Here is a 23,082-nt window from a genome sequence, read left to right as displayed (position 1 = left end):
TCAGTTTTTGCACTGCCAATATCATTGCCTGCTGCATCCCGCAAATATACAACGGTATTAGGCTGAGCAACGCCCGTCAGGGTTGGTTTAGCATCGTCTGTTAGCTGGCCCGGATCAAAGCTACCGGTTTTCGCGCCAACGTCATCTTTGAGATTTATAAGCTCAGGGGCTTCGGGAGGCGTGGTATCAATGACCAGCGTGCGCAGGGTTGCTGGACCAACATTACCTGCAGCATCAATGACAATAATTGACAGATTATAAACACCATCAGGCAGATCTTCATCGAGCGTCCAGGTGAATTTGCCGTCAACAGGGTTGTAATCCGCATTGACCTGTTTTTGGCCAAGCGTAATTCTTACTACGGTGTTTGGATGGTATTCACCGGTGGAGCCGGCGAAAGTAGGGCGTCGAATATCTCTGTAAATATATTTTGTCTGGTCATATGCAAGTAAGTTCATAGTTTCAATTCCGATTCAATAACTAAGCGTTGTAGTGAGTTAAGAGAATCAAAATGGTATAGAAACGTATTTCAGCTACTAAAGAGACGTGTCTCAAAAGCCCGTCAAAGGCAATGAGTTATGTGTATTTTAAGAGCGGAACTAAAAAATCAGACGGAGAGTGAAACCAATGAATTCGATGCTTAAAAAAACGAAGTAAAAAGCCGGTTAAAAGGAAAACCCTCTCTTGCGAAGAGGGCATTGAACAAATCTTCTTAAGACACCAACTCCTGCGCATACAAATACAGCGCCTTCAGCTGTGCCATCTTCTCAGTATTGTCTTCATGCAAACTCGCCAGCGACTCCAGTTCCAGCAGGAACGCCTGCACCCGCTCAGCATTCAACGCTTCGCGGCGATGCTGCAACCAGCGCTGCTGCTCGGCGTCATCCAGCGTGCCGGGGAAGTTGCGCGCCCGATAGCGGAACAACAGTTTAGCGATACGCTTATCTTCGAAGCTCAAATCCAGCGCCGGTAAGTTCTGCGGCGGCGTCTGACGGATAATATTCATACCCGCGCGATCGGCGTCGCTGAAGAAACCGTCATACAACTGTGCATCCACATCATCCGAAGGCGTAAACGGCTCGGCGTCGGCAAACAGCGACACCACTTTCTCACGCACTTCGGCGTGGTCACGCAGCAGCTTGAGGTTAGCGAGACACTGCTGACGATCGATATTCAGGCGCGCGGCATCTTCCGGACGCAGCGTGCTCGCGGGCGCCAGCACCGGACACTTATTGATGTGCACCAGCTTGATCGGCACCGCAGGCAGATCGCCCAAATCGCTGTGACGGGTATACAAACGCTCACGCAGTTCATCTGATCCTAGCTCTAGCAGCGGCGACATATCACCGGCCAGATCGGCAACAATCAGCGCGTTACGGTTATCCGGATGCCACGCCAGCGGCACAATCCAGCTGGTGTTACCGCGCGCCGCGCCGAACATGCCTGAAACGTGCACCAGCGGTTTCATCTGCGGGATATCAATCAGCGTCATCAGTTTCTGTTTGTTGCGATGGGTAAACAGAAACTCAAACAGCTTCGGCTGCTTCTCTTGCACCAGTTTCGCCATCGCCAGCGTGGCATAAACGTCCGACATCGCATCGTGCGCTTGTTCGTGCGCCACGCCGTTGGCCCTGGTGAGATGCTCCAGCTTAAAACTTGGGAAGCCATCGTCATTTTCCGGCCACTCAATGCCTTCCGGGCGCAACGCGTAGCAGGCGCGCATCACATCGAGTAAATCCCAGCGTGAATTGCCGTTTTGCCAGCTCCAGCCGTACGGATCGAAGAAGTTGCGATAGAAAATATTGCGCGTCACTTCATCATCAAAACGCACATTGTTGTAACCAATCACACAGGTTTGCGGCTCGCTAAACAGGCCGTGAATGCGTTCGGCAAACGCCGCTTCTGTCACGCCACGCGCTTTGGCGGTTTGCGGCGTAATGCCGGTGATCATCACCGCTTCCGGCTGCGGCAGATAATCGTCGGCTGGCTGGCAATAAAACACCTGCGGTTCACCTACCGCATTGAATTCTTTATCGGTACGCAGGCCCGCGAACTGCGCCGGACGGTCCAGCGATGGGCTTTTACCGAAGGTTTCATAATCGTGAAATAAGAAGGTGAACTCAGAGGCGGGCACGGCGTTATCCTGGCAATGGAGAATCAACGCACAGGATAGTCGTCCGTGGATAGCAGTACAACCTTGATCATCCTCGCTGCGAGCGGGCGCGCAGCATTTATGCGCAGTTCATACTTTTTTTCAATTTATTCAGATCTGTAAGCGCTATTTGCCGTAAAACGTGCGGCGGTAAATTCATTTTTTTAGCTTGAGGAAGAAGTGTTGAAAAGGCGTCTGCTGGTAACTGTATCTGGAATGATTGTTTGGGCATCGTTGGCGCAGGCTGACGACAGCATGCCGTTTCCCCTGACGCCACCGCCGATTGATGCGGCTTCGTGGGTGTTGATGGACGCCACAACCGGACAAATTCTCACTGCCGGCAATCCGGATGAAGAGCGTAATCCGGCCAGCCTGACCAAATTGATGACCGGCTATGTCGTGGATCGCGCTATCGATCAGAACAAAATTAGCCGCGATGACAAAGTCACCATCGGCAAAGATGCGTGGGGCGCAGGCAATCCGGTGTTCAAAGGTTCTTCGCTGATGTTCCTCAAGCCGGGCGATCAGGTCACGGTGCGCGACCTGATGCGCGGCGTGATCATCGATTCGGGTAACGATGCCTGCGTAGCGTTGGCGGATCACGTGGCCGGTAGCGAAAGCAGCTTTGTTACCATGATGAACAGCTACGTGCAGAAGCTCGGTCTGTCGCACACCCATTTCGAAACCGTGCACGGCCTCGATGCGCCGGGCCAGCACACCACGGCACGCGATCTGGCGGTACTGTCGCGCGCCATCATCAGCGGTGAGCCCGATTTCTACGCCATGTACGGTGAGAAAACCCTGAGCTGGAACGGCATCACCCAGAACAACCGCAACGGCTTACTGTGGGATCAAAATCTGCACGTCGATGGCCTGAAAACCGGCCACACCGAAAGCGCTGGCTTCAACATCATCGCCTCCAACGTCGTCGGGCGTCATCGCTTGATCGCAGTGATCATGGGTGGCAAGAGCCCGAAAGGCCGTGAAGATCAGGCGCGCAAGCTGCTGGTGTGGGGCCAAAACACCTTTGATACTGTGCAGCTGTTCCACGCGGGCAAAAAAATCGGCACCGAAAATGTCTGGTACGGCAATCCGCATAAAGTAGATGTCGGCACCACGCAGGATATTTATCTGTCGCTGCCGCGCACCGAAGTGGCCAACGTGATGGCGAAATACGTTATCGATCGCAAAGATCTGGAAGCGCCGCTGAAAGCGGGCGAGCAGATTGGTGAAATTCAGGTGATGGACAAAGATAAGCAGCTGGCAAGCTATCCGCTTTACGCGCTGCAAGCGGTTGATCAGGCGGGCATCATTACGCGCATCAGCGATTACGTGAAACAGAAACTGTAATCTGCCGCGTATTTCCGCGTCATCATCGTCGCCGTGCTGCGGCGGTGATGGCACAATCGCTGTTTCTGCTGCTGACGAGAGGCAAGGTATGAAAGCATCGATTGTTGAACGTAATCCGCAAAGCTGGCTCGGTTATCATCTGCAAGGTCCGTGGCAGGAAACCGTGCCGCGCGGCTTTAACCAGCTGAAAAGCTGGGTGAGCGAGCACAAGGTTGAAGGCGAATGGCTGGCGATCTATTACGGCAATCCGCAGGAGTTGCCGCCCGAAGAGCTGCGCGTGGAAACGGTGATTACCGCGCCAGAAGAGATGATTCCGGCAGCGGGCGACGATATTGAAAAAGGATTATTGCCTGGCGGCCGCTATTTTCATGCGCGTGTTGAAGTGCTCAACAACGATTTCTTCAGCGCGTGGCGCAGTTTGTTCGATAGCTTGAACGCCCTGGGCGGTTGGCAAGTCGACAATCGTCCGTGCTTTGAGCATTACCTTTCTGATGGATCCGACAGCGGCGACTGGCTGGTGGATATGTATATTCCGGTACGTGCGGCTGATTAAATTACGCGGTCACCATAAATGGTGACCCTACAAAACCGCACCGCACCCGTAAGGTCGCCATTCATGGCGACCTTCTTAATGGCCGCATAAAACTGAATGCGTTACATCAATGTTTCCATTGGGAAAACCTGATGTAACGCCCATGTTGAATTTCAGCAAAACACGAAAAATAGTTGCGTTCAACCCTGATGCCGCAGCCCTCGCCAGGGTAACATAGCGCGCAAATTTTTAGCGTTCCCGGACAACCATGTTACGCGCTGACAAGCCCATCTCGCAGATTGAGTTCTGGTTCTACCGCCACTATCGCGCCGTGCACGGCGTGCGCATCGCTATCGCTTTTGTGCTGTGCTTCCTGTTTGTACGCCTCACCGACATTCCCGAAGGCACCTGGCCGCTGATTACGCTGGTGGTAGTGATGGGGCCGATTTCCACCTGGGGCAACGTGCTGCCGCGTGTGGTGCAGCGTATTAGCGGCACCTTCGCCGGTCTGATATCCGGCCTGATTGCGCTCAAGCTTGAGCTGTTTTCGCTGCCGGTGATGCTGGTGTGGTGCGCCATCGTGATGGTGGTTTGCGGCTATCTGACGCTGGGCAAACATCCTTACATGGCGCTGTTGATCGGTATCACGCTCGGCGTAGTGGTTGGCGCACCGGCCGGGGATTTCACCATCGCCATGTGGCGAGGCGGCGACGTGATTCTCGGTTCATTGATGGCACTGCTGTTTAGCGCCATCTGGGCGCAACGCGCGTACACCCATTGGCGTATCCAGCTGTCGGATGCATTTATCGCCATGGCCAAGCTGCATCACACCGGTTTCTCCGCCAATCTGCTGGAGAAACCGCGGCTGAATAAACCTTTCCAGAAGCTGCTGAGCGGCGTGATCAAAATGCGTGCGCTGCTGGAGCCGGCGAGCAAAGAGACGCGCATTCCGAAATCGGTGTTTGAGGCGATCCAAACCATCAATCGCAATATGGTGAATACCATGCAGATGCAGATTGATGCATGGTGGTCGTCGCGTGAAAGCCACTTGATTATGCTCAACGCGCCCACGCTGCGCCGCACCCAGCAGATGACCGAAGACACGCTGAATGCGCTGGCAACGTTGATGGTGAAAGGCGAAACCGAGCAGATCACCGCCAACAGCCACGCGCTGGAAGAGATCACTCAGGAACTGGAGCAGCTGATTGCCAATCGCAGCGGACGTTCCGAAACCACGGCGATTTACGGTTACGTCTGGCTGAGCCTCGAACAGGCGCGTCAGCTGGAGCGCATGACCGATTTAGTGCGGCTGGCGCTGCGTAAATAGTTTTCTCAGGCAATGACTTAATGTGAATCACCCTTTCTTTGCGCTAAGATAAGCGCCAGTCCGAATTTAGCGGTGAGAATTGCAACCCTGGCGGCCAAGCCGCTAAGCTAAACGTTATGACTATTCCGCCTGCCGACGCAGGCCTCAAGAAAGGTGCCAACATGGAAAATGCCAAGCAATCATTTCAGGACGTACTGGAGTTTGTGCGTATGTTCCGTCGTAAAAACAAACTGCAGCGCGAAATCGTGGATAACGAGAAGAAAGTCCGTGATAACCAGAAACGTGTGCTGCTGCTGGACAACCTGAGTGAATACATCAAACCAGGCATGAGCATCGAGGCGGTGCAGGAAATTATCGCCAGCATGCGTGTGGACTATGAAGACCGCGTTGATGAGTACATCATCAAAAACGCTGACCTCTCTAAAGAGCGTCGCGAGCTGTCTAAGAAGTTGAAAGCGATGGGCGAGCCAAAAGCGCAATAAATCGTATGGTCGCCATTCATGGCGACCTTTTTCTTTCTACTTCCCGCTCAACGCTTCAACTTCCGCGCCAAAACCTGCAACTGCTGGGCAATCTCTGCCACATCCACTTCATCCTGCTGCGGTGCCGCCGTGGTTTCACGCAGTACCAACTCGGTTTCCAGCGTCTTCTCTGCCGCTTCGCCGCCTTCCAGCTGCGCCAGCAAGCGATCAACACTCACCGCGCCCAACTGCTGCAAATCCTGCCGCACGGTGGTTAACGGTGGCTGATACCACGCGCTTTCCGCCGTATCGTCGTAACCAATCAGCGAAATCTCCGCCGGGATCCTCACGCCATGTTGATGCAGCGCCCGCATCGCGCCGAGCGCCATTTGATCGTTGGCCACCAGCAGCGCCTGCGGCAGATGGTCGGGCAACTGCGCCAGCAGCGCCTGATAGCCCGAAGCCGCGCTCCAGTCACCGCTCAACACGCAGAATGGCGTGAGTTGATGCGCCGCCAGCGCCTGCTGCCACGCGGCAAAACGTGCGCGCGCCGAAGCGGAACTTGCCGGGCCATTTAACACGCCAATCTGACGATGGCCGAGCGCCACCAGATGATCAACCGCCTGCTGCGCACCGGATTCGCTCTGATACTGGCACTGCGCCACTTCAGCGCTGCGCTCCACGTCGAGAAACAGCACCGGTTTGTTGTCGCACTGTTGTTGAATCTGCGCGGCCTGCGCGGCATCCAGCGGCAGGTTGATCAGCAGCGCATCCACGCGCTGCGCCAGCAATTCATTCACGGTGTCCTGCGGCGCGCTGTCGGGATTCGCCATGGCGATCACCAGATGATAACCCTGCGCTGCCGCGCGTTGCTGAATCGCCGAAGCGATCTGCGCAGGCGCCATCAAGGCTAAATCGCTGGTAGCGAGCCCCAGCGTACGGGTGTTTTTGCCCGCCAGCTGCTGCGCCACGCGATTCGGCACATAGTTGAGCTGCTGCATCGCGGCTTCTACTTTGGCGCGGGTGCGCGGCGAAACCTGCTCGGAATGGTTGAGGACGCGGGAAACGGTTTGATAAGAAACCCCAGCCAGATGAGCAACATCGTCGAGGGTTACTGAGCGCGCAGTCATGAATCTCTCCTGAAGATTAAGCTGCGAGTGTAGCAAATTTTTCCCTGCCGACACGCACTTAAGCCGCTACACTGCCAAAGGTAAAAAGAGGAGAACCGGATGCAACTCAATAACCATCAGATTCAGGATATCAACACCTTGGCGGCCTGGCTGGCGCTGGATCAGATGCCACAAGATGGCTCGCTCGACATCGATTTAGCCATTCTCGCCGGTCACGCGGTACTACCGAACGTGGAAGCGGTGATTGCCGTGGCGAAAAAATATCAGCTGCCGTTATTGATCAGCGGCGGCATTGGCCACTCAACGCCGTTGCTGGTGGAGATGCTCGCGGCGCATCCGCTGTATCGCCAAATCGACAGCAAAGGCAAAAGCGAAGCCGAATTGTTAGGCGATGTCGCTCGCGTCTTTGCCGCACTACCAGACGATTTGCTGCTGCTGGAAACCGCCTCACGCAACTGCGGGGAAAACGCCGCCTTCAGCCAGAAGCTGCTGGATGAGCACAGCTGGCAGCCGCAGCGCGTATTGCTGGTGCAGGATCCGCTGATGCAGCGTCGCACCAGGGAAACCTTCCGCTATCAATGGCGCGATCGTGCGGATGCGCCGGAATTTATCAGCTGGCCGGTTTTTGTGCCGCAGGTGAAGATGGACGCGGGCATGTTGCGCATTATTGGTGCGCCGCCGCAGGGATTGTGGTCGATGGAGCGCTTTCTCTCGCTGCTGATGGGGGAAATCCAGCGTCTGCGTGACGATGAAAATGGTTACGGGCCACGCGGCAAAGGTTTCCTCGGCCACGTTGAGGTGCCAGAAGTGGTGGAAGCAGGCTGGCAACGTCTGAAGCAGTTGCCAGGCGTGCAGTCAAGGCTATGATGGACCAATCACTCACATTATTTCCGTAGGGTCGCCATTTATGGTGACCTGGTGCGCATAAATGCGCACCCTACGAAAAACCAATCCGGAGATTGTCATCCACGCCGATCCGTTTTATCGACCCTGAACATACACCTGCAAATTGACATACACCGCGTTCAGCAACGGCGTCACCACGCCGCTGCGTGCGCCGCGCACCAGCAGATCGCCAATCACCTGATCGGCCTCAATCTCAAAGCCCTGAGTTAAATCGCGATACATTGACGAGGTCATTGCCGCTTTGGGATTGTTCAGCGTCTCATAAATCTTCGCCGTCACCGCCGGGCGCTGCTGATAACCTTCCGCACTCAGCACTGCCAAAACTTCACCAAATACGCTTTGCAGCAGCGCTTCGCCGCCTTGTGACGTTAGCACCTGTTGCGTATTACCTCGCGCGAGACAACACACCGCACCCAATGTGCTGAGCAGCAACCATTTCTCCCACAGCTCGCTGATGATGTTGTCGGCAAACACCGTATCAAACTGCGCCGCACGCAGCGCTTCATCCACCCGCTGCAAACGCGCATCATTGTGACCGTCCAGCGCGCCGTAATAGAGGATATGCAGCGGCGTCATCTGCAGCACTTCGCCGTTTTCACCCAGCGTGGCGTTGATTTTGCACAGGCCGCCAATCACCTTGTCGCCAAAGCGTGCACGCAGCGTATCGATGTGTCGCATGCCGTTGAGGATCGGCATGATCAGCGTGTCAGGACCGACAGCGGGCGCGATGTCGGTCATCGCCTGATCCAGCGCGAAGCTTTTCACCGTCAAAATAATCAGGTCAAAATGCCCCGAAAGCGAACCGGCCTGCGCCAGCTGCGGCTGAATCACTTCGCTACCGGCGGGCGTTTTGAGCACCAAACCGGTCTGCTGCAGTTGCTGAAAGCGGCGCTCGCGCACCAGAAAAGTCACATCACGTCCTGCTTGCGCCAGACGCGCACCGAAATAGCCGCCGGTGGCGCCGGCGCCGACTACCAGAATACGCATGGTCAATTTTCCCGTTGAGAGTGAAAGCCTTACCTTAAAGTGAGCGGCGACGGCTTTCCAGCCCGTAAATGCTGAATCAGATACAAGATTTTAACGATGTTTAAAAAAGGCTCAAACTGTTCGTATTTACTCGTACAATAGGTTTAGGCTGTTGCGCAGCGGCGGGCAATGGTGCGCGCCGCATAACTAGTCGAATGACTAAGGACGCATCATGCCCCGAACCCTCCCCATCGAACGTTATCGCAACATCGGCATCTCCGCGCACATCGATGCCGGTAAAACCACCACCACTGAGCGCATCCTGTTTTACACCGGAATGAGCCACAAGTTAGGTGAAGTGCACGATGGCGCGGCAACCACCGACTGGATGGCGCAGGAGCAGGAGCGTGGAATCACCATTACCTCGGCGGCGGTGAGCTGCTTCTGGCCCGGTATGGACGGCAGCTTCACGCCGCACCGCATCAACATCATCGATACGCCCGGACACGTCGATTTCACCATTGAAGTTGAGCGTTCAATGCGCGTGCTTGATGGCGCGGTGATGGTGTATGACGCCGTTGGCGGCGTGCAGCCGCAGTCTGAAACCGTGTGGCGCCAGGCCAACAAATATCATGTGCCGCGCATCGCCTTCGTCAACAAAATGGATCGTCAGGGCGCGGACTTCTTCCGCGTGGTGCAGATGATGAAAGATCGCCTGCACGCCAATCCGGTGCCGATTGTGATTCCTATCGGTGCGGAAGAGCACTTCAGCGGCGTGGTTGATCTCAACAAAATGCGCGCCATTTACTGGGACGACGCCAGCCAGGGCATGAGCTTCAGCTATGCGTCGATTCCTGCTGAGCTGCAGGCACTCGCCGCCGAGTGGCGCGAGAACATGGTGGCAGCAGCAGCAGAAGCCAGCGAAGCGCTGATGGATCGCTATCTGGAGCAGGGCGATCTCAGTGAAGACGAGGTCGTTGCCGGATTGCGTCAGCGCACGTTGCTCGGTGAAATCCAGCCGATGCTGTGCGGTAGCGCGTTCAAAAACAAAGGCGTGCAGCGCATGCTCGACGCGGTGATTGAACTGATGCCTTCACCGCTCGACGTACCGGCGGTGAGCGGCGTCAACGAGCAGGGCGAACACGACGAACGTCATGCGGATGACAGCGAGCCGTTCTCGGCGCTGGCGTTCAAACTAATGAGCGATCCCTACGTCGGACAGCTGACCTTCGTGCGCGTCTACTCCGGCGTGCTGCGCAAAGGCGACAGCGTGTGGAACGCGGTGAAAGGGCGCAAAGAGCGCATCGGTCGCATCGTCCAGATGCAGGCCAATGACCGTATCGAGATCGAAGAGATTCGTGCTGGCGATATCGCCGCCTGCGTGGGTTTGAAAGAGGTCACCACCGGCGAAACGCTGTGCGATCCCAATGCGGTGATCACGCTGGAGCGCATGGAGTTTCCCGATCCGGTGATTTCGCTGTCGATTGAGCCGAAAACCAAGAGCGATCAGGAGAAAATGGGCCTGGCGTTGCAGCGGCTGGCGGCCGAAGATCCGTCGTTCCGTCTGCACACCGATGAGGAATCGGGCCAGACGATTATTTCCGGCATGGGCGAGCTGCATCTGGAGATTATCGTGGATCGCATGAAGCGCGAGTTTGGCGTGGAAGCCAACATTGGTCGGCCGCAGGTCACCTATCGCGAAACCATTCGCAAAACGGTGCGCGAGGTGGAAGGCAAGTTTGTGCGCCAGTCGGGCGGTAAAGGTCAGTACGGCCATGTGGTGCTGACGCTGGAGCCGCAGCAGGCGGGTGCCGGATTTGCCTTTGAAGATGCTACCAAAGGCGGCGTGGTGCCGCGCGAGTTCATTCCTTCGGTGGAGAAGGGGATTCGTGAAGCGCTGAACAGCGGCGTGCTGGCCGGTTATCCGGTGGTGGACATCAAAGCCACGCTGACGTTTGGTTCGTACCACGACGTCGATTCATCGGAAATGGCATTCCGTATGGCGGCGATCTTTGGCTTCAAAGCCGCCGCGAAACTGGCCGATCCGGTGATCCTCGAACCGCTGATGCAGGTGGAAGTGGAAACGCCGGAAGAGTATGCCGGTGGCGTGATGGGCGATCTGTCGGCGCGTCGCGGTACGCTGCAGGGCATGGATGAACGCTTTGGTGCGCGCATTATTCGCGCCGAAGTGCCGCTGTCCGAGATGTTTGGCTATGCCACCACACTGCGATCGATGTCGCAAGGCCGCGCAACCTACAGCATGGAGTTTGCGCACTACGCGGAAGCGCCACGCAACGTGGCTGAAAGCATCATCGCCGCCCGCCTCTAGCTTTAGAGTGAGATCAGACCGGGCACAGAGGTAACACTTTGTGCCCGGTCTACTTTTAAATCGACCGGTCGATGACGTGAATTATTTAGCACCAAAAATGGACAGTTAATTTCCGCCGGTAAGCCGATAGTATTTGCAGAATGAGGGATATTTATCGGAAATTAATCATGGATGTCATTTATCTGGATCAGTCTTGCTATCACCAGCAGGGCTTAATTGCGCTGCTGGAAAATTCAAATATCACTTGCTGTAATACGCTTCGTGAAATGAAGACGCTAATGAGTGACAGGGAAAAAACCGCCAGCCTTTCACCGATCATTATTTTTGATTTGCCGGTAAACTTTCGCACGGCGCTGGTTCAGATAGATTATCTGACCAGACTGAAAATCACCTTAAATGCAACACTGATTTTCTTTTCAGATTCAGTGAAAAGCAAGATTAATTACAGCACTCATGCCATTACAGCCGATTGTTTTATCGATAAAAAATCTCCAATCGGCACCATCAGTACCAGGCTGGCGATGATGTTGTGCCAGCATAAAAACGGCCAGCTGTTGGCTGCTCCCGCCATCAATAATCATTTAACCCGTAAAGAATTCAACTTCCTGTGTTGTTTATTCACTTACGAATCGATTGAAGGGGTGGCGAAGATTACCGGTGTAAATAAAAAAACACTCTACAGCCATCAGAATAAGATCGTTAAAAAACTCAATCTGAAAAACAGCCTGCATCTCTATCAGCGTTTCACCAATAATTTTTAAACCTACCCCGCACGGTCGCCATTCATGGCGACCTGGTGCGCATAAATGCGCACCCTACGAAAACATCGGATAATGTCTTCACCGCTCGCGCCATTATTGCGTCGTCGGGGTATAAATAATTCTCAACGTACCCTGATAACGGCCCGCTGTTTTTGACGACAGGGTGAAGGCTGGCGTAATAAGCTGCATCGGCGCGGGAACGCACAGCACCGAATTGCTCTGGCCCGGTAACACCACACGTCGCAACACACCTCTGTTGGTGCCGCTCCAGATAATTTCACTGCCGTTCTCAACTGTCTGGCGCGCTTTGGTCAGCGGGTTAATCACTTCAATCGCATAATCGAGACGATTTTGCGCCAGATTTTTGTCCGCGCCTGTGCGATATAACGAAAATAATCCCGTGGCTCTGGCGGGCGCGGCTGCACCTTCGTCCTGAAATAAGATGCTCACCCGGTTGCTGTCAGAGTTATTGCCGTCGTACAGGCACATATCCAGGGAACGGCTGCCGCTGACGGTGGTGGTGGCGCGCGCACCGGGGAAGGTTTTTAAACCGAGATCAATATTGGCGGCCGCATTGCCAAACTCTGGCAGATAAATCTGCTGATTACCGTAATCCGTCACCTTAAAGGTGATGCTGGCGATCCAGTCACCCATCTTCGTCACATTGGTACAACCCACGTTCACGTTCTGCGAATTTCCGGTGCAGGAGGTTACTGGCCACTGCATCAGCGACATTTTCAGCGTCGCACTCCAGGTGCCCGCCGACGGGAATTTACTCAGCTCAGAAGAGGGAAGATAGGCTGAATAATCGGTGCCATCGCCACGCGGCGTAACGGCACCGCCAAAGGCATTCATCGGCACCAGATTGGTCGCCACCACCACATTATTCAATGAGCGCCTTTTGGTGAGATAGACATTCAGTACCAACGTCTGTTTGGTGCTGCTTTCGGTAAACAATAGCGGCACGGGATAGGGTGACGGAGACGCTTCCAGCCAGACAGGTAATGTCAGGCAGGCACCATATTGATTGCTGGTGCGCGACTGGCAAACCAGCGTGTTGCGGCCCCATTTTGGCGCGTCATTGGTATCGTAACCGCCATTTTCATTGGTCCAGATCGGCAATTGCGCCGGCACTGACATACGGTCAAACGTCACCGCAACGCTGGTATTGCGCCCAGAAGGCGTGAGCGTGGCCGCCTGCGCCAATGTGTTGACCATTAACCAAAACAGCGTCAGCGCGCTAAGAAAGCTACTTTTCATCCAAAATCCCTATTGTTGTTGCGCAGAAGGCGCGGTGCGTGCCAGCGGAACCTCATCCGCCTGGCGGGTGACAATCAGCATTTTTGCTCGTTGCTGCACATCCTGCGGCACTGAAGCCAGTTCGATAGGTTGGCAGTCGCTATCGCCGACGTAACGCACCACGTCATGGGTGCTTTTCACCTTCATTGCACAGCGGTACATCTGCATGCCGCGCACCATGTAGAGATTTTTTATGCGGTGATCGGTCTCAGCGCTGAATCCGCCCTGGCCTAAACCGGACCAGCTGGCGACATTCAGCGGTGTGGCACCTTCCAGTGGAAGCTGTTGATTGATCATCAGCCTGCCGAGCCAGGTGTAGCGCGACACAATATTCACCTTGCTGACCAACATGCGCCCCGGCGCGATGAACAGCGTGCGTCGTCCGGCACCTTGAGTAATTTCGCTGCGCATCCCGTCGGTGGATTCGATGGAATCATTGATGCTGATCGCGCTCTGGGTATAAGCCGGTACGCTGAAGAGCGTGCGGCCGGTGCCGTGCAGGCTGGCGCTGCCCGCGCCATCAACCGAGACATCCACCCGGGTATCGCGACTCTCATCGCTGCTTGCCACATGCAAACCGACCGCCGCACCGGGCAGGCCGTTGCCCCATTTGCCCCAGTACAGACCGGAACGCGCCACCGCCAAAGAGGAGTTATAGCTGCCGCTGCTGCTAAAGCGTTGAGCGGATGAACCGGACGATGCCGAGCTGACCGCCAGGCTGCCGCTGCCGTATTCGCCGCCGGTTTTGCCATAAACGGAAGCATTCAGCTTGTTTTCCTGACTACCGTTGAGGTTCACACCGATTTCCTGCTGATTCTGCGCATCGAAATACCAGTTCTGCGCCACGTTATAGCCAATCTGATCTTTGTTGTTGCGATCGGTTTGGTAGGTCATGCCGAGCGAACTGTAGCTCGAACGTGAATTGACGGTCGGGGTGCTGACGCGCGAGAGTGAAACTGAGAGGAAGCCGCCATTATCGCGCTGGGTTCCGCTGCTGCTGGTGCGGGTAAAGAGATTGGCGCTGGTATTAATATTGATGCCGTTGACGCTAAAACCGCGCCCAAGGCCAGCCTGCCAGGTGGTGGTCTGCGTTTTGCTGTAGAGGTTACGGCGCGCCCACTGTGGCACGACGGCGTTATCATCCAATTGAACGGGCAGCACATTGCGGCCTTCATTCTTGCTGGCGCTGTAGCCGGCATTCAGATACCAGCTTTTCACTGGCACGCTGAACATCAGGCTGCTGCTCTGGTAGCACCCGCTGAAACCGTATTGCCCACCGTTGTTGCTGTAGCAATCCTGCGCATACAAGGCGCTGCGGTAGAAACTGAGGGAGAATCCGTCGTTATAGGCGACCTGCTGGATATTGCCGCGCGAGCCTTCGCTGCCTTTCAGGTAGCTAAAGCGGGTGGTGAGAATGCCGTCGAGCAGCGGGTTATCAAAGCCGTGACTCCAGTCGAGCGCGCTTTCGATAAAGCGGTTGCGATTGGTCACGGCGACACCGCCGGTCAGCGCAGCGTCTTGCGTCACAGGCACTTTGATGCCCGCCTGCATCACGCGGCGGTCGGCGCTCTGCTGTGACGCAGCGCCGTTGCCCTGCATCTCGCGATCGGGAATGGTTCCGCCTTGTACAAACCATTCAATGTTCTGGCTGGTGGCATTGCCGGTACGACTAAAAGGTACCTGTTCGGTACGTGACAACTGATTCTCTTCATAGATGCGCAACGTCACGCTGTAGCTGCCATTGGGAAAGGCGCTAGTATCGAGGTTTTGCGTGCCCGCATTGAGGTAAAAGGTGCCCAGCAGTTGTTGCCCGCGATAAGCATCAATACGCGACGGACGCGTAATAAACACCGTCACCGGCGTGCCTTGCGCCGCCTGTGCGCGGTTCATCCAGGCGAGCGTCGAACCGACGCGCGCACCTTCAATGGTGCTAAGCGGCAACTGGCTTAAAGTAATGTTGCCGCCGGCGTTGCTAAAGATATCGCGCGAATCCATGCGTCCGGCCTGCACGTAATAGCGTTTGCCGAGATCGCGGCGCAGAAACACGTTGTTAAAGCGCACTTCCTGATGACTCTGCTGACGGTATTTTTGCGCCAGATAGTCCCAGTCGATACCGGCATAGCTGTTTTCAGTGAGTCCAAGCGCGCCCGCACCCTGCAGGGATAACGTTTGGTCATCGCGATTGGTGACGAAATTGATATTCTGCTGATGAATAAACGCCGCTTCCGTTTCGGCGGTCTGCTGGTAGTAGGGCGATGCGTTGTCTGCCGCCAGCGGCACAAATTCCGGGCCGAGAAACAGCGCCACTTTGGCATTATTTTCGTCGTAGATCAGCGCGAGGGAATCGGTTTCCAGATAGTCGCAGCCTGCTGCGCCGCCGTTGCTGCTGCATGCCTTGTTGCCGTTGCGTGCCAGCGGTGCACTGATCAAATGGTCTAAGCGCTTTTCCTTCTGCGGATCCTTTTGATAATGCTGCATCACCGCCCGTGCAACCTGATGCGGTTTTAAGAACGTGACGGTATCAAGCGAAACAGAGGCTTCAAACAGGCCGAGCGATTGCCCGTAAACAGAAAGGTTGACCCACAGCGTCTGGCCGGTAACCAGCGATTCAAAACCAGGCGGAACCTGCGTGGCAGCGCGGGCTGCAAGAGAGGGGATCAGGGTAATGAAAGAGGCTATTAATACGACGCGAATATTGACCTTCATTACAGCATCCTGCTGAAAAAGAATAATAAGGGGGGCGACCTGCCTAATGCCGCTCACTTAAGCAATAAATTGCCTATGTAAGCAGGTGCGCATGAATGCGCACCCTACGAAAACCTCGCCAACTGCTGTAGGGTCGCCATTCATGGCGACCGATTACGCTTAACTGACGTGCATTAGGTGCGAATGCCCCCCGAAATAATTGATCAGTCAATGCCGACAAATTAGCTCTGCGTGGTGGCCTGAGTAATTAACAGGCTGATCACGCCGGAATAGGTACCGGTTGCCAGCACGCCTTGCGTGGTCTGCGAGATTTTCAGTGGCAAGACTGACGAACCGTTGGCGGTACCCGCCGGGAACAGCGAGGCGTAAGTCAGCGGTGTGTTGGTGGTAGTAATCGGTTTTAAATCCGCGCCCAGCGTGACGGTCAAGGGTACCGCTGTACCGGTGACGGTATTGTTAAGCTGAGCAGCGCTCACCAGCGCAACGTTAATATTGGCGGTTTGCGAGTTCGACCAGATTTTGGTGTCCAGTGAATAGGTAGACAAACCACGGCCCGGAATATATTGCATATTAATGGTGCCCGGTAATGCGGTTCCGTCCGCCTGGGTCATATCGACCGTCGAATCGACATTCGCATTCACCGTAATATCTTTCTGCACCGCCTGTGCATTAAATACAGCCGTTAACGCAGCAGCGATGACAAGTGGTTTAATTAATTTTTGCATTTGTAGCTCCGTGAAAATCCTTGTACTGGCCGTAAATGACCGTCTCATGGGTAGTAAACTGCTTTATAACAAACAGGTTGTTATTCCTTTAATAGGTGTTGATCATTGTCCGATAACGTACTCGGCTATATTCCGCGTGTTGAGATCAATATATTTAATTCTGACTTCCTGAGCAGCGCTTAATTCTGCCGAACTCCAGGCTTTGAAGCGCAGTGTTTCATCCGGATAAACCGTGGCGTGTTCTTTTTTCCACTGGCAGCTGCTGCTGATATGTTGTTTTGAGCAAACCGCCACCTCACGAATCACTACGCGTACCGTACCTGAATTCTTGACTTCGCCCGATGTGGATGCAGTAAGCGATAACCGGGCATTGCGCGGCGGAATATGGACCAGCACGCCCCAGACTAAATTGATGCCGACCTGATTGCTGATGTTATTATTCGGCAGCGATTTATCTTTCAATTCATCCGGGGCAGCAACGGCCTCAAAGTAGACGCGCCAGGCGGTCTCTTTTTCCGGCGGTTGTAATGAAATCAGCCGAATGATGCGTTGAGAACCGGAAGCGAGCGCGAACTTATCCGGTGTGGCGATAAGCGGGCGCGAAACGGCATCCTCAAGCAATATTTCTTTTTCAAACGGTGTCGCAGGACGCTCAATTCGCTTGATGCTGACGCGAATAAACTGCGCTTCACCACTCTGTGATAATGTCTGCACCTGTGCCGCACCCTGATTATTCAGGGTGACTTCCATTGGATAGATACTCATATTTGCCCATGCTGATGGCATAGCAATAAAACCCATGAGGATCAGAGGGTAAGCGAGTTTTTTTAGCAGATAATTATTGGATGAAATACTCAATGAAAAGCCGTGATGCAGCGTTTTTTGCGGTGAATCGTCCATGATAAATCCTTATGAAATCCATTAAAAACCTGTCGGATATTCCCTGTGAAAATCGGCATAGCTATAAGCCAGCGTGGCTTAATCAAGCGGAATAACCGTGCGTTAAGAAAGTTCTCATAAGGGCTTTGTTAAGTCACTGTCCATTTTTGTGGTTAATTTTTTTAAGCCGTGCTGCAAAGGGAATACTTGCCAAAATATCGCAACCTAACTTAATGAAATAGCTATAAAAACAAAAATTAATTTACAGGCTTAGAAATGGCCTTATCAGGTTAAAATAAAATCAGGCTTTACAAAAAATAGCGCATTGATGGTAAGATCGTACTCGGAAGGGCAAAAAGACCCTTGTTAATCTTAAAATGTTAACCTCAGAAAAAATGCCTCCCAAAAGCATCATCAACCGATTCTCAACCGGCTTTAAAATAACGTATGAGAAGGTGGGTGGTTTTTGAAATATTTATAATTGATAACCAGGCACACAACACAGCAATATGAAAAGCAAACAGCAACTCACAGCATTAATTTATCATCGCGCAACAGAGATTAAGTCAAATAAAAACATCTCGTTAGTTATGCAGAAGCATTACAAACTGTTGTTTAGACTGTATCTGACTAAGCCGCTCTATTTTAAAGTCATTTTTAAAGCCAATCGCTTTATTATTGGTTCGGCCATTATGGCGTACTCCTTCACCTCAGCAAACCCAACGCTGCGTGATGTAAAAGACTTTTGTAAGAAAACCGGCCTGATTAGCGACAACACCATTGACTCCTTTCTGCTGTTTATTCGGGTAGGCGGGCGTATGGAAGTTAAAAAGGATGCGCAGGATAAACGCAAGTTAACCTACACGGTGACCAGCAAAGCGCTGGATGAAACCCGCGCCTTAATTAATACCATGATGATCCCGTATGGCATGTTGTATGGAGATTTCGACGTTTCGGCATGCCTGAAAATGGAAAACTTTCATGCCGAATACTTTAAAAAATACGCTGAAATTACCCTCAAGCATGTCTACTTATTCGATATGGTGCCAGAGAGTAAAGCCTTCATTTTCAGGGATGCCGGGCATATGCTGCTGATGGATCTTTACATCGAAAGTCTGCAACAAAAAACCACCGTTATTGAGTACAACTACCTGAAAGCGTCACTGAAATGTGGGGTATCGCGTTCGCACATCAAACGCTGCCTGCAGGACGCCGAAGCGGCGGGTTTGCTGACGCTGGACAAAGCCAGCAATACACTCATTTTGCATCTCTCCTTTATGCAAATGGCGCTGGATTATTTTGCGGTCTATATGGCAATGGTCGAGTACGGGTTACGCGGGTTATCCGGCGTGCCTCCGCTACCGGCAAGCATGTCACAATAATCTGTTTTTTCAGTTATTGATGAATTGCCATATTCAACAAATCGATTGCCACTATTGTCGTTTTACATTTATTTGTCCGGGTTTTAATAATTCAGCGGGAATTAATACAGGCCAGATTAAGGCCATACATAATATTTACCTGCAATCACCAAGGACAATATGAAATTAACTTCAATAGCTTTGGCATTAGGTTTTAGCCTGCTGGGAAACACGTTTAATGCTGTAGCCGCCGCTCAACCGGTTAGCGGTGGCAGTTTAACGGTGGGTGTCGAAACCGAACCGACCACTTTTAACCCGCAGCTTAATGGTCAGGACAAAGCGGAAATCACGCTGCGTAACTTCTGGGAATCGCTGCTGGCGCGCCGTCCGGACGGCAGCTTTGTGCCGTGGCTGGCGCAAAGTTATGAGGCCAGCCAGGATGGCAAAGTGATCCGCTTTAACCTGCGTCAGGACGTTACCTTCTCCAACGGCGAGAAGTTCGATGCCAACGCGGTGGCTGAGAACTTCCGCCAAACTCAGGTCGCGCAATATTGCGCCGGCACCAGTTTGTGCCTGATGGGTTCGCACATCGAGAAGATTGAAACGCCGGACGATCACACTGTGGTGATCACCCTGAAAGAGGTTTACTCACCCTTCCTCTCCTTCGCTGCGGGCTTGCAGATTCTGGCCCCGGCCAGCTGGAAATCACCGCAGCTGAAATCGGGCGGCAAAGATCTGGCGGGCACCGGGCCGTTTATTCTCGAAAGCTATGAGAAAGGCCAGCAGGTGACCTACGTTAAAAACCCGAAATACAACTGGGCACCGGCCACCGCCAGGCATCAGGGACCGGCGTATCTCGATCGCGTTACTTATCGCTTCCTGCCGGAATCCTCGGTGCGCACTGGCGCGCTGCTGTCGGGCCAGGTTGATGCCATTGAAGGCATTTCGGGTAACGATGCCGGTGAATTTAAAGACAATCCCGACTTTACCTATCAGCATGCGCTGAACACCGGTACGCCGTATTCGCTGTTCCTCAACGTGGAATATGGCCCGACGCAAGATGTGAAAGTGCGTCAGGCGTTACTGCAAGGTCTGGATATCGATCCGCTGCTGAAGTCGGTGTATCGCGGCGAACGTACCCGCGCGTGGGGCATCACGTCGCCCATCGATCCGCTCTATAACAAAGAGCTGGAGGGCAAATATGGCAACAATCCTGATGCGGCCAACAAGCTGCTGGATGAAGCCGGTTGGAAAACGCGTGATGGCGAAGGTTTCCGCACTAAAGAGGGCCAGCGTCTGCGCATTGAGTTGATTCAGGCGCAGGCGACGGTGCGCGATCAGCGCGATGTGCTGCTGCAGGCGATTCAGGCGCAGGCGCGTCAGCGTCTTGGTGTCGATCTCAAGTTGAATTACGTCGATTCCGGTACTTATGCGGATGTGCGTAAAAGCGGCAAGTTCGGCACCATCGCCAACTCCAACACGCCAACCGATGGTGTGGATATCGAAAACCACTATCGTCCGATCGCTCAGGGCGGAGCAATTAACTACAGCCGCGTCAACGATGAGAAGATCAATGGCTTGCTGGATAAAGCCGCCAGCACGCTGGACCTCAAGCAGCGTCGCGATTTCTACAGCCAACTGCAGCAGGTCGGTTTACCGCAGCTGGCGCTGGCAGTGCCGCTGTATGAACCGGAAGATCAGTTAGCCACCGCCAGCTACGTGCATGGCTACGGTTTCCGCAGCTATAAGCAGATGCCAGAAAGCGTTTACGATGTGTGGGTAACCAAACCGTAATTCTGACTCCGTAGGGTCGCCATTAATGGCGACCTGGCTTTCACATTTGCACCCAACGGTCGCCATTAATGGCGACCCTACGCGATGGTTATTTCCGCGCGGATTATTGCCTCGTCATAAAATACCATTTCCCATATTCAACAAATCGATTGCCGTTATTCTCGGTTTACTTTAATCCGCCGGATTTTAATACTTTCGGCAGGATTGAATAAGGAAACGGTCACCATGAGTCAGCTAATTGAAGTTGCCAAGCCCGACGATGCGGAAGAAATATTTGCGCTGTTGCAGCGTGCCTACGCCGCGCTGGTGGCGCTGGATGTGCATTTCACTATTTCACAGGGCAACGTCGAGCAGGTTCGCCGCGTCATTGAGCAGGAAACCGTGCTGGTGCTGCGCAAATGGAAACGCTCAGTAGCGACCGTCACGGTGCGTTTTCCGTGGCAGCAGGATGAAAATGCACCTTCGTCGCTGCCGTTTATCCACTGGTTTGCTGTCGATCCTGATTACAAAGGGCAGGGCTTTGGCCGCGACATCATTACCTACGCCGAAGAAACTCTGCTGAAAGAGACGCTGAAAGCGCCGGGCGTCTATCTCGCCACCGCCATCAAGCATCCGTGGCTGAGCGAGCTCTATCTGCGTCGCGGTTATCAACCGTTTCATCACCGCACCAATCCATTAGGCGAAGCGCTGGTGTTTCTGAAAAAGGAATTCAACCCGCCAGCCGATCAACCTATCGCCAAAATCGCCTGAACAACTAAAAAAGCACCTGCAACCACCAAGGATCTTATGAAAGCGAATTCAATCACTCTCGCGCTGGGTGTCACCTGCCTGCTGGGAAGCGCATCACTGTTCGCCGCAGAGCAACCGCGCAGCGGCGGCAGCTTAACCTTTGGCGTCGAAACCGAACCTGTGCCGTTTAACCCGCAGCTGAACGGGCAATCCAAAGCGGAAGTGACGCTGCGTAACGTGTGGGAATCGCTGCTGGCGCGCCGTACCGACGGCAGTTTCGTACCCTGGCTGGCAGAAAGTTATGAGGTCAGCCCGGACGGCAAAGTGTATCGCTTTAGCCTGCGCCGCGATGTCACCTTTTCCAACGGCGAGAAGCTGGATGCCAACGCGGTGGCCGAGAATTTCCGCCACGTGCAGGATGCGAAGTATTGCGCCGGTAGCAGCATCTGTGCCTTGGGCGCGCGCATTGCCAGCGTGGCGACGCCGGACGATCACACCGTCACCATCACGCTGAAGCAGGGCTATTCGCCGTTCCTGTCGTTCGCCGCCAAATTGCAGATTCTGGCGCCGGCCAGCTGGAACTCACCGCAGCTGAAAGCCGGTGGCAAAGAGATCGCCGGTACCGGGCCATTTATTATCGAAAGCTACGAAAAAGGCCAGCAGGTGACGTTGGTGCGCAATCCGCACTACAACTGGGCGCCCGCCACCGCCAAACATCAAGGTCCGGCATATCTCGAACGCGTGACCTATCGTTTCCTGCCGGAATCCTCGGTGCGCACCGGCGCGCTATTGTCCGGTCAGTTGGACGCGATTGAAGGCATCTCCGGCAATGACGCCGGTGGATTCAAAGACAACCCCGACTTCACCTATCAGCACGCGCTGAATACCGGCACGCCTTATTCGCTGTTCCTCAACGTGGAATACGGCCCGACGCAGGATGTGAAGGTGCGTCAGGCATTACTGCAAGGACTGGATATCGATCCGCTGCTCAAGTCGGTGTATCGCGGTGAACGCACCCGCGCGTGGGGCATTACCTCGCCGGTCGATCCGCTCTACAACAACGATCTCGAAGGTCAGTACGGTAACAATCCCGCCGCCGCCAACCAGCTGCTGGACGAAGCGGGCTGGCAAACGCGCGACAGCGACGGTTTCCGCACCAAAGACGGCCAGCGTTTGAGCATTGAGGTGATTCAGGCGCAGGCAACGGTGCGCGATCAGCGCGATGTGCTGCTACAGGCGGTACAAGCGCAGGCGCGTCAGCGTCTCGGCGTGGACCTCAAACTGCGCTATGTCGATTCCGGCACCTATACCGACGTGCGTAACACCGGCCACTTCGGCTCGATTGCTAACTCGAATACCGAAACCGACGGCATTGATATCGAAAACCACTATCGCCCGGTGAAAGCCGGCGGGCCGATTAACTACAGCCGCGTCAACAGCCCGCAAATCAACGGCTGGCTCGATCAGGCAGCAGCGACGCTGGATATCAATCAGCGCCGTAAATTCTACAGCCAGCTGCAGCAATACGCGCTGCCACAGCAGGCGCTGGCGATCCCGTTGTATGAACCCGAAGACCAGATCGCCACCGCCAGCTACGTGCACGGTGCCGGTTTCCGCAGTTTTAAACAGATGCCGGAGAACGCGTACGACATCTGGCTCAGCGACCACTAATCAG

19 protein-coding genes are annotated in these 23,082 nt (G+C 54.2%); 11 read left to right on the top strand and 8 right to left on the bottom strand.

From position 1 onward, the window contains the following. The coding region (locus BM323_RS06445; protein WP_254773228.1) for an Ig-like domain-containing protein at nt 1-458 on the bottom strand (458 nt) is incomplete at its 3' end. A 254-nt stretch (nt 459-712) separates the two neighbouring features. Further along, nucleotides 713-2,134, bottom strand: coding sequence for an exodeoxyribonuclease I (sbcB, locus tag BM323_RS06440; protein ID WP_091003247.1), 1,422 nt, complete (start codon nt 2,132-2,134; stop codon nt 713-715). Nucleotides 2,135-2,335: 201 nt separating this feature from the next. Between sbcB and dacD the strand changes: the two genes are divergently transcribed. The 4 genes from dacD (at nt 2,336) to tmaR (ending at nt 5,843) form a co-directional block, all read left to right on the top strand. Beyond that, a complete protein-coding gene (dacD, locus tag BM323_RS06435) occupies nt 2,336-3,502 on the top strand; it encodes a serine-type D-Ala-D-Ala carboxypeptidase DacD (RefSeq protein ID WP_154190099.1) in 1,167 nt (388 codons plus the stop codon). A gap of 88 nt (nt 3,503-3,590) precedes the next feature. Continuing rightward, a complete protein-coding gene (locus BM323_RS06430) occupies nt 3,591-4,055 on the top strand; it encodes a GyrI-like domain-containing protein (RefSeq protein WP_008110560.1) in 465 nt (154 codons plus the stop codon). Between the two features lie 247 nt (nt 4,056-4,302). Then, nucleotides 4,303-5,361, top strand: a complete 1,059-nt coding sequence (locus BM323_RS06425) for an FUSC family protein (protein WP_008110562.1) — start codon at nt 4,303-4,305, stop codon at nt 5,359-5,361. A 161-nt stretch (nt 5,362-5,522) separates the two neighbouring features. Further along, nucleotides 5,523-5,843, top strand: a complete 321-nt coding sequence (gene tmaR, locus BM323_RS06420; RefSeq protein ID WP_008110563.1) for a PTS system regulator TmaR — start codon at nt 5,523-5,525, stop codon at nt 5,841-5,843. Between the two features lie 47 nt (nt 5,844-5,890). On the opposite strand, the gene BM323_RS06415 is transcribed toward tmaR, so the two are convergent. Beyond that, a complete protein-coding gene (locus BM323_RS06415) occupies nt 5,891-6,952 on the bottom strand; it encodes a LacI family DNA-binding transcriptional regulator (protein WP_008110565.1) in 1,062 nt (353 codons plus the stop codon). Nucleotides 6,953-7,051: 99 nt separating this feature from the next. Between BM323_RS06415 and BM323_RS06410 the strand changes: the two genes are divergently transcribed. Next, entirely contained in the window at nt 7,052-7,819 is a 768-nt protein-coding gene (locus BM323_RS06410) for a YdcF family protein (protein ID WP_008110567.1), read from the top strand. Between the two features lie 114 nt (nt 7,820-7,933). On the opposite strand, the gene BM323_RS06405 is transcribed toward BM323_RS06410, so the two are convergent. Further along, nucleotides 7,934-8,845 (bottom strand): ketopantoate reductase family protein, encoded by a 912-nt coding sequence (locus BM323_RS06405; RefSeq protein WP_008110570.1) that lies wholly within the window; start codon nt 8,843-8,845, stop codon nt 7,934-7,936. Between the two features lie 211 nt (nt 8,846-9,056). On the opposite strand from BM323_RS06405, the gene fusA reads away from it, so the two are divergent. After that, a complete protein-coding gene (gene fusA, locus BM323_RS06400) occupies nt 9,057-11,153 on the top strand; it encodes an elongation factor G (RefSeq protein ID WP_008110572.1) in 2,097 nt (698 codons plus the stop codon). A 167-nt stretch (nt 11,154-11,320) separates the two neighbouring features. Continuing rightward, on the top strand, nt 11,321-11,914 hold the full coding sequence (locus tag BM323_RS06395) for a LuxR family transcriptional regulator (protein WP_091003250.1): 594 nt from the start codon (nt 11,321-11,323) through the stop codon (nt 11,912-11,914). Nucleotides 11,915-12,007: 93 nt separating this feature from the next. Here the strand turns inward: BM323_RS06395 and BM323_RS06390 are convergent, their stop codons facing one another. From BM323_RS06390 to BM323_RS06375, 4 genes are all read right to left on the bottom strand, one after another. Next, nucleotides 12,008-13,174 (bottom strand): CfaE/CblD family pilus tip adhesin, encoded by a 1,167-nt coding sequence (locus tag BM323_RS06390; RefSeq protein ID WP_008110576.1) that lies wholly within the window; start codon nt 13,172-13,174, stop codon nt 12,008-12,010. 9 nt (nt 13,175-13,183) lie between these two features. Continuing rightward, entirely contained in the window at nt 13,184-15,919 is a 2,736-nt protein-coding gene (locus BM323_RS06385) for a TcfC E-set like domain-containing protein (RefSeq protein WP_091003253.1), read from the bottom strand. Nucleotides 15,920-16,140: 221 nt separating this feature from the next. Next, complete coding sequence (locus BM323_RS06380) at nt 16,141-16,644, bottom strand: CS1 type fimbrial major subunit (protein ID WP_008107322.1); 504 nt, start codon at nt 16,642-16,644, stop codon at nt 16,141-16,143. Nucleotides 16,645-16,746: 102 nt separating this feature from the next. Next, nucleotides 16,747-17,544, bottom strand: a complete 798-nt coding sequence (locus tag BM323_RS06375; RefSeq protein WP_008107324.1) for a hypothetical protein — start codon at nt 17,542-17,544, stop codon at nt 16,747-16,749. 590 nt (nt 17,545-18,134) lie between these two features. On the opposite strand from BM323_RS06375, the gene BM323_RS06370 reads away from it, so the two are divergent. From BM323_RS06370 to BM323_RS06355, 4 genes are all read left to right on the top strand, one after another. Next, nucleotides 18,135-18,905: a hypothetical protein gene (locus BM323_RS06370; protein WP_238541730.1), complete on the top strand. Its 771-nt coding sequence runs from the start codon at nt 18,135-18,137 to the stop codon at nt 18,903-18,905. 159 nt (nt 18,906-19,064) lie between these two features. Next, on the top strand, nt 19,065-20,678 hold the full coding sequence (locus tag BM323_RS06365; RefSeq protein ID WP_008107328.1) for an ABC transporter substrate-binding protein: 1,614 nt from the start codon (nt 19,065-19,067) through the stop codon (nt 20,676-20,678). 225 nt (nt 20,679-20,903) lie between these two features. Further along, the gene (locus tag BM323_RS06360; RefSeq protein WP_008107329.1) at nt 20,904-21,428 is read left to right on the top strand and encodes a GNAT family N-acetyltransferase; all 525 of its coding nucleotides are present in this window, start codon (nt 20,904-20,906) and stop codon (nt 21,426-21,428) included. Nucleotides 21,429-21,464: 36 nt separating this feature from the next. After that, nucleotides 21,465-23,078 carry an ABC transporter substrate-binding protein gene (locus tag BM323_RS06355; protein ID WP_008107331.1) on the top strand — a complete coding sequence of 538 codons (1,614 nt, stop codon included), beginning with the start codon at nt 21,465-21,467 and terminating at the stop codon, nt 23,076-23,078. Nucleotides 23,079-23,082: the final 4 nt, after the last annotated feature.

Source organism: Pantoea sp. YR525 (assembly GCF_900116775.1).
GTDB classification, from domain to species: Bacteria; Pseudomonadota; Gammaproteobacteria; order Enterobacterales; family Enterobacteriaceae; genus Pantoea; species Pantoea symbiotica.
The sequence above is the reverse complement of the archived record's forward strand: the minus strand, read 5'-3'. Positions and strand labels throughout refer to the sequence as shown.

Excerpts from the sequence above, each read along its gene's own strand:
- BM323_RS06360 (WP_008107329.1), top strand. The coding sequence starts at position 20,904 with ATGAGTCAGCTAATTGAAGTTGCCAAGCCCGACGATGCGGAAGAAATA.
- BM323_RS06425 (WP_008110562.1), top strand. The coding sequence starts at position 4,303 with ATGTTACGCGCTGACAAGCCCATCTCGCAGATTGAGTTCTGGTTCTAC.
- BM323_RS06375 (WP_008107324.1), bottom strand. The coding sequence starts at position 17,544 with ATGGACGATTCACCGCAAAAAACGCTGCATCACGGCTTTTCATTGAGT.
- BM323_RS06410 (WP_008110567.1), top strand. The coding sequence starts at position 7,052 with ATGCAACTCAATAACCATCAGATTCAGGATATCAACACCTTGGCGGCC.
- fusA (WP_008110572.1), top strand. The coding sequence starts at position 9,057 with ATGCCCCGAACCCTCCCCATCGAACGTTATCGCAACATCGGCATCTCC.
- BM323_RS06390 (WP_008110576.1), bottom strand. The coding sequence starts at position 13,174 with ATGAAAAGTAGCTTTCTTAGCGCGCTGACGCTGTTTTGGTTAATGGTC.
- BM323_RS06430 (WP_008110560.1), top strand. The coding sequence starts at position 3,591 with ATGAAAGCATCGATTGTTGAACGTAATCCGCAAAGCTGGCTCGGTTAT.
- BM323_RS06405 (WP_008110570.1), bottom strand. The coding sequence starts at position 8,845 with ATGCGTATTCTGGTAGTCGGCGCCGGCGCCACCGGCGGCTATTTCGGT.
- BM323_RS06385 (WP_091003253.1), bottom strand. The coding sequence starts at position 15,919 with ATGAAGGTCAATATTCGCGTCGTATTAATAGCCTCTTTCATTACCCTG.
- BM323_RS06365 (WP_008107328.1), top strand. The coding sequence starts at position 19,065 with ATGAAATTAACTTCAATAGCTTTGGCATTAGGTTTTAGCCTGCTGGGA.
- BM323_RS06355 (WP_008107331.1), top strand. The coding sequence starts at position 21,465 with ATGAAAGCGAATTCAATCACTCTCGCGCTGGGTGTCACCTGCCTGCTG.
- BM323_RS06395 (WP_091003250.1), top strand. The coding sequence starts at position 11,321 with ATGGATGTCATTTATCTGGATCAGTCTTGCTATCACCAGCAGGGCTTA.
- tmaR (WP_008110563.1), top strand. The coding sequence starts at position 5,523 with ATGGAAAATGCCAAGCAATCATTTCAGGACGTACTGGAGTTTGTGCGT.
- BM323_RS06415 (WP_008110565.1), bottom strand. The coding sequence starts at position 6,952 with ATGACTGCGCGCTCAGTAACCCTCGACGATGTTGCTCATCTGGCTGGG.
- BM323_RS06380 (WP_008107322.1), bottom strand. The coding sequence starts at position 16,644 with ATGCAAAAATTAATTAAACCACTTGTCATCGCTGCTGCGTTAACGGCT.